This is a genomic window from Streptococcus ictaluri 707-05 (assembly GCF_000188015.2).
GTDB classification, from domain to species: domain Bacteria; phylum Bacillota; class Bacilli; order Lactobacillales; family Streptococcaceae; genus Streptococcus; species Streptococcus ictaluri.
In genome coordinates, this window is the sequence record NZ_AEUX02000007.1 from 76447 (window position 1) to 92413 (window position 15967).

At 37.9% G+C, this 15967-nt stretch carries 13 protein-coding genes and 1 pseudogene; 13 read left to right on the plus strand and 1 reads right to left on the minus strand.

The features are described 5' to 3' along the window. Position 1 precedes the first annotated feature (1 nt). The 3 genes from pbp2x (at position 2) to STRIC_RS08100 (ending at position 4692) form a co-directional block, all read left to right on the plus strand. Positions 2–2257 (plus strand): penicillin-binding protein PBP2X, encoded by a 2256-nt coding sequence (pbp2x, locus tag STRIC_RS08090; RefSeq protein WP_008090437.1) that lies wholly within the window; start codon positions 2–4, stop codon positions 2255–2257. Position 2258: 1 nt separating this feature from the next. Beyond that, positions 2259–3266 (plus strand): phospho-N-acetylmuramoyl-pentapeptide-transferase, encoded by a 1008-nt coding sequence (mraY, locus tag STRIC_RS08095; protein ID WP_008090307.1) that lies wholly within the window; start codon positions 2259–2261, stop codon positions 3264–3266. Positions 3267–3348: 82 nt separating this feature from the next. Continuing rightward, positions 3349–4692 carry a DEAD/DEAH box helicase gene (locus STRIC_RS08100; RefSeq protein WP_008090229.1) on the plus strand — a complete coding sequence of 448 codons (1344 nt, stop codon included), beginning with the start codon at positions 3349–3351 and terminating at the stop codon, positions 4690–4692. Between the two features lie 68 nt (positions 4693–4760). Here STRIC_RS08100 and STRIC_RS08105 read toward each other — a convergent pair whose 3' ends face one another. Beyond that, positions 4761–5216, minus strand: a complete 456-nt coding sequence (locus STRIC_RS08105; protein ID WP_008090254.1) for a hypothetical protein — start codon at positions 5214–5216, stop codon at positions 4761–4763. Positions 5217–5505: 289 nt separating this feature from the next. Here STRIC_RS08105 and STRIC_RS08110 point away from each other — a divergent pair, with 289 nt between their 5' ends. From STRIC_RS08110 to pepC, 10 genes and pseudogenes are all read left to right on the plus strand, one after another. After that, positions 5506–6333 carry a transporter substrate-binding domain-containing protein gene (locus tag STRIC_RS08110; protein ID WP_008089989.1) on the plus strand — a complete coding sequence of 276 codons (828 nt, stop codon included), beginning with the start codon at positions 5506–5508 and terminating at the stop codon, positions 6331–6333. A 121-nt stretch (positions 6334–6454) separates the two neighbouring features. Beyond that, positions 6455–7258, plus strand: coding sequence for an amino acid ABC transporter permease (locus STRIC_RS08115; RefSeq protein ID WP_008090068.1), 804 nt, complete (start codon positions 6455–6457; stop codon positions 7256–7258). Continuing rightward, entirely contained in the window at positions 7258–8001 is a 744-nt protein-coding gene (locus STRIC_RS08120; protein WP_008089751.1) for an amino acid ABC transporter ATP-binding protein, read from the plus strand. The genes STRIC_RS08115 and STRIC_RS08120 overlap by 1 nt, the downstream gene beginning before the upstream one ends. 105 nt (positions 8002–8106) lie before the next feature. Further along, positions 8107–8331, plus strand: coding sequence for a DUF4059 family protein (locus tag STRIC_RS08125; protein ID WP_008089845.1), 225 nt, complete (start codon positions 8107–8109; stop codon positions 8329–8331). Between the two features lie 66 nt (positions 8332–8397). Further along, positions 8398–9315 (plus strand): thioredoxin-disulfide reductase, encoded by a 918-nt coding sequence (gene trxB, locus STRIC_RS08130; RefSeq protein WP_008090240.1) that lies wholly within the window; start codon positions 8398–8400, stop codon positions 9313–9315. Between the two features lie 127 nt (positions 9316–9442). After that, positions 9443–10465 carry an IS30 family transposase gene (locus STRIC_RS08135; RefSeq protein WP_200857383.1) on the plus strand — a complete coding sequence of 341 codons (1023 nt, stop codon included), beginning with the start codon at positions 9443–9445 and terminating at the stop codon, positions 10463–10465. Between the two features lie 193 nt (positions 10466–10658). Beyond that, positions 10659–12039, plus strand: a pseudogene (locus STRIC_RS08140) (amino acid permease). Between the two features lie 136 nt (positions 12040–12175). After that, on the plus strand, positions 12176–13636 hold the full coding sequence (locus tag STRIC_RS08145; protein WP_008090082.1) for a nicotinate phosphoribosyltransferase: 1461 nt from the start codon (positions 12176–12178) through the stop codon (positions 13634–13636). After that, positions 13633–14457 (plus strand): ammonia-dependent NAD(+) synthetase, encoded by an 825-nt coding sequence (gene nadE, locus STRIC_RS08150; RefSeq protein WP_008089846.1) that lies wholly within the window; start codon positions 13633–13635, stop codon positions 14455–14457. The genes STRIC_RS08145 and nadE overlap by 4 nt, the downstream gene beginning before the upstream one ends. A 164-nt stretch (positions 14458–14621) precedes the next feature. Beyond that, a complete protein-coding gene (gene pepC, locus STRIC_RS08155) occupies positions 14622–15956 on the plus strand; it encodes an aminopeptidase C (RefSeq protein ID WP_008090196.1) in 1335 nt (444 codons plus the stop codon). Positions 15957–15967 lie beyond the last annotated feature (11 nt).

Sequence of the window (15967 nt, forward strand, 5' to 3'; positions counted from 1 at the left end):
CATGAAGAAATTACAGAAAAACTTTTTAGATTATGTAGTAAGAGACCGTAGAACACCTATTCAAAACCGAGTTAGAGTAGGGCAAAATATGATGTTGCTTACCATCTTTATGTTTTTTATCTTTATCATTAATTTTATGATTATTATTGGTACGGATCAAAAATTTGGAGTTAACCTCTCAGATGGGGCCAAAAAGGTTTATCAGGTAACCGTACCTGTTCAGGCAAAGCGAGGAACCATATATGACCGTAATGGCACAGCCATTGCAGTTGATTCAACAACCTATAGTATTTACGCGGTCTTAACGAAGACGTTTGTTTCTGCAACAGGAGAGAAGCTCTATGTTCAGTCTTCGCAGTTTAATACGGTAGCTGACATCTTAAAAGAACATTTGGGCATGAAAAAGAAAGATGTGCTCAAGCAATTGCATCAAAAGGGTCTTTATCAGGTTTCATTTGGTACTTCAGGTTCCGGTATTTCTTATAGCACCATGTCAGCTATCCAGCGTGCTATGGAAAAAGCAAACATCAAAGGAATAGGTTTCACTCCTAGCCCGGGACGAATGTATCCTAACGGTGTTTTTGCTTCCGAATTTATTGGCCTAGCTTCTCTTGTGGAAGATGAAAAAAAAGGCACTAAAAGTCTAGAAGGTAAATCAGGCCTAGAAGCTTCTTTAAATACCATATTAGCTGGACAAGATGGTATCATTACCTATGAAAAAGATAAAAATGGTGTTAAGCTTTTAGGAACTGGTAAAACTGTCAAGAAACCTAAAGATGGTAAGGATGTCTACACGACCTTGTCTGAACCTATCCAAACTTTCTTGGAGACACAGATGGATCTTCTCCAAGCAAAAGCTAAAGGAAAATTGGCTAGTGCCACTTTGGTCAATGCCAAGACTGGTGAAATTTTAGCCACGACACAAAGACCCACCTATAATGCCGATACTTTAGATGGATTGAAAAATTCTGACTACGTTTGGCGAAACATTCTTAATCAAAACCCTTTTGAGCCAGGTTCTACCATGAAGGTGATGACCTTGGCTTCTGCAATTGATGATAAAATCTTTAAACCAAACGATACTTTTAGTAATGCTAATGGATTGACTATTGCGGACGTTACTATTCAAGACTGGGATATTAACGAAGGGATTTCAACAGGCCAATACATGACCTATGCTCAAGGTTTTTCTCACTCAAGTAACGTGGGGATGACAAAGCTAGAGCAAAAAATGGGAAATGATAAATGGCTCAATTATTTGAAACGTTTTGGCTTTGCTTCTCCTACTCGTATTGGAATGGGCGGAGAAGAGGTAGGGATTTTTCCATCTGATAATACCGTTACCCAGGCTATGAGTGCCTTTGGACAAGGTATTTCAGCGACACAAATTCAGATGCTTAGAGCTTTTACAGCCATCTCTAATGATGGTGAGATGCTAGAGCCACAGTTTATCAGTCAAATTTACGATCCTAATACGGGACGCTTTAGAAGAGCTGATAAAGAAATTGTTGGAAAACCAGTGTCTAAAAAAGCGGCTAGTGAAACACGCAATTACATGATTGATGTCGGTACAGACCCTGTGTTTGGAACCCTTTACTCCAGATCAACTGGTCCAATTATTCAGGTAGGAAATTTACCTGTTGCCGTTAAGTCAGGGACAGCTCAGATTGCCAAAGAAGATGGTAGTGGGTATGAAGAGGGTGGATTGACTAATTATGTCTACTCTGTTGTAGCCATAGTTCCAGCAGATGAACCGGACTTTTTGATGTATGTGACCATGAAACAGCCCGAGCACTTTTCACCTATAGACTGGAATATGTTGGTCAATCCGGTTCTAGAAGAAGCTTACTTAATGAAAGATACCTTAACAAAACCTGTTGTGACAGAGGAAAAAGCCTCAGGACTTTATAGCTTAGAGGATTTCACTGGACAGGCGCCAGGAATTGCAGCTAATGAGTTGAGACGAAATCTCGTTCAACCAGTGGTTCTTGGAACAGGTAAAAAAGTGACGAAAATGTCTAAAAACGCTAAAAGTAAGTTAACAGAAAATCAGCAAATCCTTATTTTAACCGATCATTTTGCCGATTTACCGGATATGTTTGGTTGGACAAAAGCAAACGTCGCTAAGTTTAGTAAATGGACTGGTATTGAAGTTCATTACAAAGGCTCAGAAAAGGGTCGAGTGATTAAGCAGAGCATTGACGTTGGAAAATCACTTAAAAAAATCAAAAAAATCACAATAACTTTAGGAGAGTAACATGTTTTTAACCCTTATAGCAGGCTTCATAGCCCTTATGCTGACTGCTTTTGCCATGCCTCATTTTATTAAGTTCTACCAATTGAAAAAAATTGGTGGACAACAAATGCATGAGGATGTCAAGCAGCACCTAGCTAAGGCTGGAACACCTACAATGGGAGGAACAGTATTTCTTCTTGTTGCATCACTTGTTGCCTTTTTAATGTCCTTAATTGCCTTTCCTAGTGGAGATAGTTTTGGTTTGATTTCAGGCGTCTTATCTGTTGTTCTTATTTATGGTTTCATTGGCTTTTTTGATGATTTTTTAAAAATATTTAAGCAAGTTAATGAAGGTTTGACAGCTAAACAAAAATTAGCCTTGCAAATATTAGGCGGTTTCATCTTTTATGTTCTACATGTCAAACCAAGTGGAATTGAAGCCATTAATGTGTTTGGGTATTCCTTACATTTGGGCGTCTTTTACCTACTTTTTGTCCTCTTTTGGATTGTTGGCTTTTCCAATGCCGTTAATCTGACAGATGGTATTGATGGTTTGGCTTCTATTTCAGTCGTGATTAGTTTAATGGCTTATGCTATCATTGCTTTTGTTCAGGGGCAGTTTGATCTCTTGTTGATTATAGGAGCTACAATTGGCTCTTTGCTTGGCTTCTTTATCTTCAACCATAAACCAGCAAAGGTATTTATGGGGGATGTGGGAAGTCTTGCTTTAGGTGCCATGTTGGCTGTTATTTCCATTGCGCTTCGTCAAGAATGGACACTACTGATTATTGGTATTGTTTATGTATTAGAAACCAGTTCAGTGATGCTTCAGGTCTCTTATTTTAAATACACTAAGAAAAAGTATGGGGAAGGTCGACGTATTTTTAGAATGACACCTTTCCATCATCACTTGGAATTAGGTGGTTTAACTGGACGATCAAACGCTTGGTCTGAGTGGAAGGTCGACGCTTTCTTATGGGGGCTAGGTGCTTTAGCAAGCTTACTTGTTCTCTTATGTCTTTACTGGTAAGAAACAAAAGGGTGCTTAGGTACCCTTTTTGCTTGTCTAAGCGTTTAATGGTATAATATGATGAAGGAAAACGAGGTAAAACATGTCATTTAAAGATTATCAATTTAAAGCCTATATTCAGGAAGCACTGGATGAAATTGGGTTTAAAGAACCTACAGAAGTTCAAAAACGCCTAATCCCAGTAGTTGGTTCAGGTAGAGATTTAGTCGGTGAATCCAAGACGGGATCTGGTAAGACGCACACTTTTTTGTTGCCTATTTTTGAAAAGCTAGATGAAGACAAAGAGGATGTTCAAGTCGTTATCACTGCTCCAAGTAGGGAATTAGCCACTCAAATTTTTGAAGCCAGCAAGCAAATCGCTAAGCATTCTCCAAAGGATATTCGTTTGGTAAATTACGTTGGTGGGACTGATAAATTACGTCAAATTGAGAAATTAAAAGTCAGCCAACCACATATCGTTATTGGTACTCCAGGTCGGATCTATGACTTAGTGAAATCAGGTGATTTAGCCATTCATAAAGCTAGTACTTTTGTTGTTGATGAAGCCGATATGACAATGGACATGGGATTTTTGGATACTGTCGATAAGATTGCTTCATCATTGCCAAAAGCTGTTCAAATCTTAGTCTTCTCGGCAACCATCCCACAAAAGTTGCAACCTTTCTTGAAAAAATACCTGAACAATCCTTTGATTGAGCAAATTAAGACAGAGACTGTTATCGCTGATACTATTGATAACTGGTTAGTGTCTACCAAAGGTCGCGATAAAAATGGTCAGATTTTAGAAATCCTAAAAACCATGCAACCTTATTTGGCCATGCTCTTTGTCAATACTAAAGAACGGGCTGATGATCTTCATGCTTATTTAGTGGCCAATGGTTTAAAAGTGGCTAAAATTCACGGAGGAGTGCCACCTAGAGAACGTAAACGTATTATGAATCAGGTTAAAAAACTTGATTTTGAGTACATTGTAGCGACAGACTTGGCAGCGCGTGGGATTGATATTGAAGGGGTCAGTCATGTTATTAATGACGCCATTCCCCAAGACTTGTCATTCTTTGTTCATCGTGTGGGTCGAACAGGTCGAAATGGCATGTCAGGTACGGCTATCACCCTTTATCAACCTAGTGATGATTCTGATATTAAGGAACTAGAAAAGTTAGGTATTTCCTTTACCCCTAAAGTCCTTAAAGATGGAGAATTCCAAGATACTTATGACCGTGATCGTCGTCAAAATCGTGAAAAAGCTTATCAAAAGCTAGACACTGAGATGATTGGCTTGGTTAAAAAGAAAAAGAAAAAAGTTAAACCTGGTTATAAGAAAAAAATCCAGTGGGCTGTGGATGAGAAGCGTCGTAAAGAGCGTCGTGCGGAAAACCGCGCTAAAGGTAGAGCTGACCGTAAAGCTAAAAAACAAAGTTTTTAATATTAGCTATAATAGCTAAAAAGGTTAAGGGATACGTGAGTCCCTTAACCTTTTTTCTTTATGCTAAACTATGGCTGTGATTGGTACCATGCTAAAACAGCTTCTTGAAGCTCTCCCACACTAGTTGCCTCGGCACTGAAGAGATTTAATTCAGGGACACCGTTTGAATCTAATTTGACACTACCGTCACCTTCGGAACCTTCTTGGCAGGACCAGTAGCCTCCATCAGGATCAGCTATGATTCTCGCATTTTTGGAAAGAAAAGCATTCTTACTGGCAAAAATATAATCCATCAGATAATCTTCCGTCAGTATGCCATCTTCTTTGAGCTGATTTAATTGGATAATCATTTTATTGATTGTTCTATTGGTGTGATAAGTAGGCGTGATTTGTTTTTTCTGTTCAATGAGAAGTAAGATTTCTTTTTGATTGAGGTCAGAATAGTCGGTTGAATCGATGACTTTAGTTGTTAACGATAATGTGGTGATTAGTAAAACTAGTGGCATCAAAACTAATTTCTTCATAGAAAACCTCCTTCTTATTAATTATATTACATAAAAATGAATAAATCAACAGGACATTTGTGGAAGAAAGTCATATAAAATTTGAATGAAACCAATAATTTTAGACTAATTAGTAGTACTTTTGAAAATCAGAGTTGTCCCCTTCTTGAAAAATTATACTATTTGGAAATTATCTGTTTTAAAAAACTTGATATCATTTTTCTATTGCATTGATAAAGAATTAATATTAGTCATCATTGTCAGATTTTGTTAGAATGAATCTATGCTAAGGAGTATGGGGGAAATATAGATGATAAAGAATGATAAACTCTTAAGGATTTTACTAACAACGAGCCTGTTTTTGCTATCACTAGTCTCAGTGACCACGGTTATGACTAAAAGTCCAGAAGTGGTTGTGGTAGCTACTGATTCTGCGACAAAGCCTTTTACCTATAAAGAGGGTGAAAAATACACGGGTTATGATATTGAGGTTTTAAAAGAAGTCTTTAGAAAATCAAAAAAATACAAATTAAAGTTTGAAACGGTTGCCTTCCCCTCTATCTTGTCAGGGGTAGATGCAGATCGCTATCAAATCGCAGCCAATGATTTTGGCTATAGCCAAGAAAGAGCTTCGAAATACTTATTTTCTCGTCCTATCTCAAAATCAAATTTTGCTATTGCAACAAATGGCAATAAATCCTTTAAAGGCCTAGATGATTTATCAGGTAAAAAAACACAAGGCATGTCAGGCGCTAATTACATGCAGGTTTTGGAAAAATGGAATCAAGAAAATCCTGATAAAAAACCAATTGCCGTCTCTTATGCTTCAGGTTCAACGCCTTTTACACAACGATTGCAAATGCTTGAAAATAATCAATTGGACTTCCTATTTTATGATGCTATTTCCTTAAAAACAGCTATTAAAGATCAAGGATTTGATTTAAAGGTAACTCCTTTAAAAGAAAAAGTAGGAGATGATAAGGATGGTTTAGAATATTTCATCTTCACTGATGATGCCAAAGGCAAAGAATTGCAACAGTTTGTCAACAAACGCTTAAAGGTCTTACAAGGTTCAGGACGTTTGAAAAAATTGAGTCAACGCTTTTTTGATGGCGATTTTGTCTCACAGCTTAAATAAGAGAGAAGCCTATCCTATCCAGTGATAGGTTTTCCTTATTGCGCTTATACAGATTTCTTATTTTACAGGCTACTATAGGAATGTTAGAATATTAGAATAACTGATTTTGAAGGGAAACTAAATGTCATCAATTTTTTTGACCAGTGGTTGGTCCTGGTATGACCACCTCATTTCTTCTGTTCCCAAAGGGAAACTATTTAGCTGGTATGCCGTTTTAGACGCAATTCCAAAATTAATTGAACGTTTGCCAGTGACACTTGGCTTAACTGTTGCAGGTGCTTTTTTAGGTCTTCTTTTGGCTTTGTTATTTGCTATTGTCAAGATTAATAAAGTTAAAATCCTTTATCCGATTCAAGCTGTTTTGGTTAGCTTTTTGAGAGGCACCCCTATACTTGTGCAGTTGATGCTGACCTATTATGGCATTCCCTTACTCTTAAAATACCTCAATCAAACCTATGGTTTTCAATGGAATATCAATGCTATCCCGGCTTCTGTTTTTGCTATCACAGCTTTTGCCTTTAATGAAGCAGCCTATGCCAGTGAAACCATTCGAGCAGCTATTCAGTCTGTATCTTCAGGGGAAATCGAAGCGGCTAAGAGTCTAGGGATGACTACTTTACAGATTTATAAGAGGGTGATCATTCCAAATGCTGCAGTAATAGCGACACCGACTCTCATTAATGGATTGATTGGACTAACTAAAGGAACGTCCTTAGCCTTTAATGCAGGTATTGTAGAAATGTTTGCACAGGCTCAAATTCTAGGTGGATCGGATTATCGCTATTTTGAACGTTACATCTCAGTCGCTTTAGTTTATTGGGCTATTAGTATTATGATTGAGCAGGCTGGTCGTCTCATTGAAAACAAGATGGCCATTAAATCACCAGTTTATTCTGCTCAAAAAGAGATGGGAGAGTTGCGCTAATGATTACCATAAGAAATTTAAGCAAGGTTTTTTCTGGACAAAAAGTGCTAGACCATATTGATTTAGATATTGAAAAAGGTCAAGTAATTGCCTTAGTAGGTGCTTCTGGAGCTGGAAAATCCACTTTCTTAAGGAGTATGAACTATCTAGAAGAGCCAGATTCTGGAACTATCGCTATAGATGATTTTTCCGTCAATTTTGAAAGCATTAGTCAAGAAGAAATTCTCAAGCTAAGACGCAAATTAGCCATGGTCTTTCAACAATTCAATTTGTTTGAACGGCGCACAGCTTTAGAAAACGTAAAAGAAGGCTTAAAGGTTGTCAAAAAATTATCTGACCAGGAAGCGACTCGTCTAGCCAAAGAAGAATTGGCTAAGGTTGGTTTAGCAGATCGAGAAAATCACTACCCTAGACATTTATCAGGTGGGCAAAAACAAAGGGTAGCGATAGCTAGAGCACTTGCCATGAAACCAGATGTGCTACTTTTGGATGAACCTACCTCTGCTTTAGATCCTGAGCTTGTTGGTGAAGTGGAGCGCTCTATTGCTAATGCAGCCAAGGCCGGTCAAACCATGGTTTTAGTAAGCCATGATATGAATTTTGTGTATCAAGTGGCTGATAAAGTTCTTTTCTTAGATCAAGGTAAGATTTTAGAAGAAGGGTCTCCAAAAGAGCTCTTCAAATCACCTAAAGAAGAGCGAACCAAAGAATTTTTTGCAAGCTACTCAAAAACATACCTATAATGGGTTTCTTTTGATATAATAAAAAGGTCTAGGAATTCCTGGGCTTTTCTTATCCTTTTTCGTCTGATAAGAGCTCAGAAAAAAAGACCTTAATGAGGTGAAACCATGCTTATTGAAATTTTTAGTCTTTATCTGAAAGGGTTATTACTAGCAACTGTTACAATGCTAGTGGTTTGTTTGCTTTGGATAGTGTGGCGAGCAAAAACAAAACAAGATAAAACCATTAGTGAAAGACAATCCTTTCTTTATGAGATGATTATGATTGCTATTTTAACGATTCCCATCCTCTCTTTTGCTTACATGAGTATACTTGTTGTATTGAAAGCATAATGATTGCAATAAGCTAAGCAGATTGCTACAATGATGGCACGAAACTTGATAAAGGAGTCTAACAGAATGTTTGATACGTTAATTATCGGCTCAGGGCCTGCTGGAATGACAGCTGCCCTATATGCTGCTAGAAGTAACTTACGTGTAGGTATTATCGAACAAGGCGCCCCAGGAGGCCAAATGAATAATACCTCTGAAATAGAAAATTACCCAGGTTATGACAATATAACTGGGCCAGAACTATCCATGAAAATGTTTGAGCCTTTAGAAAAATTTAAGGTTGAAAACATTTACGGTATTGTGCACAAAGTCGAAGATCACGGTGACTTTAAGCGCATTTTGACAGAAGACCAAAGCTACGACACCAAGACTGTCATTATTGCTACAGGGGCAAAATACCGACTCTTAGGTGCTCCAGGTGAAGAAGAGTATACCAGTCGCGGGGTTTCTTACTGCGCGGTTTGTGATGGCGCTTTTTTCCGCAATCAAGAGTTGCTTGTTGTGGGTGGGGGAGATTCGGCAGTTGAAGAAGCTATTTATCTGACCCAATTTGCTAAAAAAGTCACTGTAGTACACCGTCGTGATCAATTGCGCGCTCAAAAAATCCTACAAGACCGTGCTTTTGCCAATGATAAGGTCGACTTTATCTGGGATTCAGTCGTCAAAGAAATCAAAGGTAACGACATTAAGGTCTCATCTGTTGTCATTGAGAATGTCAAAAATCAAGAAGTCAGTGAGCACGACTTTGGTGGTGTCTTTATCTACGTTGGTATGATACCAGTGACAAGTATGGTGGCTGACTTAGGGATTACGAATCAAGAGGGTTGGATTGAAACCGATGATCACATGCGTACTAGTTGTCCAGGAATTTTTGCCATTGGTGACGTTCGCCAAAAAGATCTTCGCCAAATCACGACTGCAGTGGGCGATGGTGCCATTGCAGGACAAGGGGTTTACCATTATTTGGAAAATCTTCCTTCATAATAGAGCTTAAGTCAGCAACTCTTTAGTTGCTGACTTTTTCCCCGCGTTGTAAAATGAAGTGCAACAAAAAAGACATGTTCGTCTGATATACTAGAATTCCCCAATTCAGTATGGAAAGCAGATGAACATGTCCAACATTAATTCTACCAGAAAATCATCCTATTCTCATCTTTCAGCCACAGAACGGGGTGAAATTGCTGCTTATCTTAAAATGGGAAAGAAACCCGCTGAGATTGCTCGACTCTTGGGTCGTCACCGTTCTACAATCTGCCGAGAAATAAAACGTGGTTCAGTAGAACAGGTAAAGGATAAGAATGGAAAACAAACCTTCTTCAACGCCTATTTCGCTGATAGTGGGCAACGTGTCTATGAAACCAATCGTCAAAAGAGTTCTTATCTCAAGTTGAATGACTGCTCCGCTAGGTTCATTGAACAATTAGAATCTGCCTTGACGGCTAACATTCGTCTCCATAGTGTGGATAGTTTTGTTCAGACTTACAAAGTGAACCATCCTGAAGAAGTCGTCCCCTCTACCAAAACGATTTATCGTTATATCAAAGAGGGGGTATTAGCTATTAAACCAATCGATTTGCCTAAGATGGTTAGTATCAGAAAACGTTCTAAGAAAGTCATGAAGACGAATAAGAAGACTTTAGGTAAATCTATCGAAGAACGTCCAGAATATATTAATGATCGTTCTGAATTTGGGCATTGGGAGATTGATTTGGTTCTCGGCAAGAAAACCAAAGGTGAAGCTGTTATGTTGACTTTGGTAGAGCGCCAGACACGCTATGCACTAGGAGTTAAGCTAGAAGACAAGCAGTCCCAAACCATTAACCGAGTTGTCACGCATCTCATCAGTCAGTATCCTATTGCATCCATCACAGCGGATAATGGTTCTGAGTTTAGTTTACTCTCAAACTTAGAAGCTGTTGAAGTTTACTTTGCACATCCCTATTCTTCACATGAGAGAGGAAAAAACGAGAACTTCAATGGCCTCCTCAGAGAATATGTCCCTAAAGGAGTCTCACTTAATCCACTAACCTCTGAAGAACTTGACAATTATATTACTGCCATCAATGAGCGCCCAAGACGACTTCTTCAATATCAATCCTCAAAATTCCTGTTTGAGCTATCCCGAACAGCTTAACATCTGGAACTCTAGTTATCTATGAACTGGTTGCACTTGACTTGACAACTTGCGTGCTGACTTTTTCTTTAATTTGAACTAAGATAAATATTGAAAATTTTCTGAAAAAAGGGTATAATAGGGAAGATTTTTAGTGAATGGAGCTTAAGATGTCTAAAGAAGAAAAAAAGACAATCAAGAATTAGAAAATGGAATGGTTAGGGGGTTAGAAAATCGACACGTCCAGTTGATTGCCATTGCAGGAACGATTGGTACGGGTCTTTTCTTAGGAGCAGGTCGCTCAATTGCCTTAACAGGACCATCTATTATTTTTGTTTATATGATTACAGGTGCCTTCATGTTTATGATGATGCGTGCCATTGGAGAAATGCTTTATTTTGATCCTGATCAGCATACTTTTATTAACTTTATTACCAAATATATCGGTCCAGGTTGGGGGTACTTTTCAGGTTTATCTTATTGGATATCCTTAATTTTTATTGGAATGGCTGAAATTACTGCCGTTGGTTCCTATGTTCAATTTTGGTTTCCTACTTGGCCTTCTTGGCTGATTCAATTGGTCTTTTTAGTCTTATTAAGTTCAATCAACCTTATCGCTGTTCGAGTCTTTGGTGAGACAGAGTTTTGGTTTGCCATGATTAAAATTGTTGCTATCCTTGCTCTAATTGCAACAGCTATCTTTATGGTTTTGACAGGTTTTGAGACGCATACTGGACATGCTAGCTTGTCAAATATTTTTGATCATTTCTCTATGTTCCCAAATGGGACATTGCAGTTCTTTATGTCATTTCTCTATGTTCCCAAATGGGACATTGCAGTTCTTTATGGCTTTCCAAATGGTTTTCTTTGCTTACCAAGCTATTGAATTTGTCGGAATTACCACTTCAGAAACCGCTAATCCGAGAAAAGTTCTTCCTAAAGCTATTCAAGAAATTCCGACTCGTATTGTGATTTTCTATGTTGGTGCTCTGATTTCTATTATGGCGATTGTTCCTTGGCATCAATTACCAGAAGATGAATCACCTTTTGTTATGGTCTTCAAATTGATTGGCATTAAATGGGCAGCTGCCTTGATTAACTTTGTAGTTTTAACATCTGCAGCATCAGCCTTGAATTCAACCTTGTATTCAACAGGACGTCATCTGTATCAAATTGATAATGAAACACCAAATGCTTTAACGAATAAGCTTAAAATCAATACGCTATCTCGTCAAGGCGTGCCTAGTCAAGCCATTATTGTTTCGGCAGTTGTAGTGGGAATATCAGCCTTAATTAATATTTTACCAGGTGTCTCAGATGCTTTCTCCTTAATTACAGCTTCCTCATCAGGGGTTTATATTGCTATTTATGCTTTGACTATGATTGCACACTGGAAGTATCGCCAGTCAAGTGATTTTATGGCAGATGGTTACTTAATGCCTAAGTATAAAGTGACGACACCATTAACTTTAGCTTTCTTTGCTTTTGTTTTTATCTCTTTATTCTTACAAGATTCTACCTTTATCGGTGCTGTTGGGGCAAGTATTTGGATCTTGATTTTTGGAATTTACAGCAACTGGAAATTTAAAAAATAATCCTCAAAATACTTGAGTTTTTCTCAAGTATTTTTTGTGTACTGTTATGAGGATTTCAGGTCAAGACTAATCGTGGCAAAAAGAAAATATGTTATAATAGTAACAATAATCTCTAATCAAAAGGAGTCACCTCTATATGTATTCAGATGACAGTTTAACACTCCATGCTGACTTATATCAAATCAATATGATGCAAGTCTATTTTGAACAAGGTATTCATAATCGTCATGCCGTGTTTGAAGTTTATTTCCGTAAAGAACCATTTGATAATGGCTACGCCGTTTTTGCAGGCTTGCAACGCATGGTTGACTACCTTAAACACTTAACCTTTTCAGATACAGATTTAGCTTACTTGAAAGATTTAGGCTATAAGAGCGATTTTTTGGCCTACTTAAAAGACTTAAAGCTTGAGCTGACTATTCGTTCGGTACGTGAAGGAGAGCTGGTATTTGCTAATGAGCCCATTGTTCAGGTCGAAGGTCCTCTTGGACAATGTCAGTTGGTGGAAACAGCCCTATTAAATATAGTCAATTTCCAAACCCTTATCGCAACAAAAGCTGCTCGCATTCGTTCTGTTATTGAGGATGAGCCACTTTTAGAATTTGGGACACGTCGTGCTCAAGAAATGGATGCTGCCATTTGGGGCACGCGTGCGGCTGTCATTGGTGGTGCTGATGCCACAAGTAATGTGAGGGCTGGCAAATTATTTGACATTCCTGTATCTGGAACACATGCACACGCGCTAGTTCAAGCTTATGGTAATGATTACGACGCCTTTAAGGCCTATGCCAGCACTCATAAAGATTGTGTCTTTTTGGTAGACACTTATGATACGCTTAAGGTGGGTGTACCAACGGCGATTAAAGTAGCTAAGGAAATGGGAGATAAGATTAATTTCTTAGGCGTTCGTTTAGATTCGGGTGACTTGGCTTACCTTTCTAAAAAAGTCCGTCAGCAACTAGATGATGCAGGATTTCCTAATGCTAAAATTTATGCTTCTAATGATTTAGATGAAAGCACCATTCTTAGCTTAAAAATGCAAAAGGCTAAAATTGATGTATGGGGTGTAGGAACCAAATTAATCACGGCCTATGACCAACCTGCCTTAGGAGCAGTCTATAAGATTGTTTCTATAGAAAGAGAAGATGGTAAAATGCATGATACCATCAAGCTTTCTAATAATGCCGAAAAAGTGTCTACACCAGGTAAGAAACAAGTTTGGCGTATTACAAGTCGTGAAAAAGGTAAATCAGAAGGAGATTATATCACCTTTACAGATATTGATGTCAATAAACTAACTGAAATTGAGATGTTCCATCCAACCTATACTTATATCAATAAAAAAGCAACTGATTTTGATGCGGTGCCACTCTTAATCACTATATTTGATAAAGGGCAATTGGTTTATGACTTACCAAGTCTGAAAGAGATTAAAACCTATGCGCGTCAAGCCTTTGATAAGCTTTGGGATGAGTATAAACGTTTGCTAAATCCACAGGACTATCCTGTCGATTTGGCACTGGATGTCTGGCAAAATAAAATGAATCTCATTGATCAAATTCGTAAAGAAGCGCAAGGAAAGAGTGATTTTAAATGACCTTACAAGATGATATTATCAAGCAATTAGGCGTCCAAGCTGTCAATGATCCTAAAGTAGAAATTCGTCGATCGATTGATTTTCTAAAAGCTTACATGTTGAAGCATCCCTTTTTAAAGTCCTATGTCCTAGGTATTTCAGGTGGTCAAGACTCAACCTTAGCAGGTAAGTTAGCTCAAATGGCTATTGAGGAATTGCGTTCAGAAACAGGTGATCAATCTTATCGATTTATTGCGATTCGCTTACCTTATGGTATTCAAGCTGATGAGGCGGATGCTCAAAAAGCTTTAGCTTTTATCAAGCCTGACCAGTCTTTAACCATTAATATTAAGGCAGCTGTGGACGGACAAGTTAAAGCATTGGCTGAAGCTGGTTGTGACATTTCGGATTTCAATAAAGGCAATATCAAGGCACGTCAACGCATGATTAGCCAATACGCTGTGGCAGGACAAGAAGCTGGTGCAGTTATTGGAACAGATCACGCTGCCGAAAATATTACAGGCTTTTTTACCAAATTTGGTGATGGAGGCGCTGATATTTTACCCTTATTCAGATTAAATAAAAGACAAGGAAAAGCTTTGTTACAAGAATTAAAAGCTGATCCATCCTTATATGAGAAAATTCCAGCCGCTGATTTAGAAGACAGTAAACCTGGTTTAGCTGATGAAGTGGCTTTAGGAGTGACTTATCAAGAGATTGATGATTACCTAGAAGGAAAAGTTATTGCTAAAAAAGCTCAAGAAACCATTGAAACTTGGTGGCGAAAAGGACAGCATAAGCGTCACCTTCCTATTACTGTTTTTGATCAGTTTTGGAAATAAGCGTTTAGAGAAGCGATTGTTCAAAAAAGTTAGGCGTGCCTAACTTTTTTTACTTGCAGAATTTTACTATAGGGATATAATAGAGAGGTATAGACTTTTAAGAGCTTACTATCAAAGCTCAAAAGGTAAAAAGCTAGCCTTATCTTAACTTTTGGAGGACAATAATGTCAGGAATTACAGAAACATTTACAGACAAACTTTATGTCAATTATCAATCAAATGCTAAATATCAAGCTATTGAAAATGCCGTCACCCATAATGGTTTGCTAAAATCCTTAGAAACTAGACAAAGTCAAATTGCTAATGATTTTGTATTTTCTATTGATTTAACCAAAGATAAGGTGTCCAACCAGAAAGCTTCAGGTCGTTGCTGGATGTTTGCGGCTTTGAATACTTTTCGTCATAAGCTCATCTCAGAATTTAAATTGGAGAATTTTGAATTATCACAAGCTCACACCTTCTTTTGGGATAAATATGAAAAATCCAACTGGTTTATGGAGCAAGTTATTCTCACAGCAGATCAAGAGTTGACTAGTCGTAAGGTTAAATTCCTTTTAGATACCCCACAACAAGATGGTGGTCAGTGGGATATGGTTGTGGCACTTTTTGAAAAATATGGCGTTGTTCCTAAATCTGTTTATCCAGAGTCAGTGTCGTCAAGTAATAGCCGAGAGCTCAATCAATTTCTAAATAAACTCTTACGTCAAGATGCTCAAATTCTGCGTGATGTGATAGCAAGTGGCGCTTCAAAAGAAAGTCTTCTTGCTAAAAAAGAAGAATTACTTCAAGAAATTTTCAATTTCCTTGCCATGAATCTTGGATTACCACCACGTCATTTTGACTTTGCTTATCGTGATAAAGAGGATAACTATCGCACCGAAAAAGAAATCACGCCTCAAGATTTTTATAAAAAATACGTTGGTCTAAGCTTATCAGATTATGTTTCTGTTATTAATGCACCAACGACAGATAAGCCATACGGAAAATCTTATACGGTTGATATGTTAGGTAATGTTGTCGGTAGTCGACCAGTGCGTTATCTCAATGTGGAGATGGACCGTTTTAAAGACCTTGCCATTAAGCAAATGCAAGCTGGTGAATCAGTTTGGTTTGGCTGTGATGTAGGGCAACTATCAGATCGTCAAAAAGGGATTATGGCTTTAGATACCTATGACTTTGACAAGGCTATGGATATTCAATTGAGCCAGGATAAGGCAGGACGTTTGGATTATAGTGAAAGTTTAATGACACATGCTATGGTTTTAACAGGTGTTGATTTAGACCAAGATGGCAACGCCCTTAAATGGAAAGTTGAAAATTCATGGGGCGATAAAGTGGGTGATAAAGGTTACTTTGTGGCTTCTGATGCTTGGATGGATGAATATACTTATCAAATTGTGGTCCGAAAAGAATTCTTAACAGCTCAAGAATTAGAAGCTTATCAGGCTGAACCACAAATCTTAGCACCTTGGGATCCAATGGGAGCTTTGGCTCAATAATAAAAAAGAAT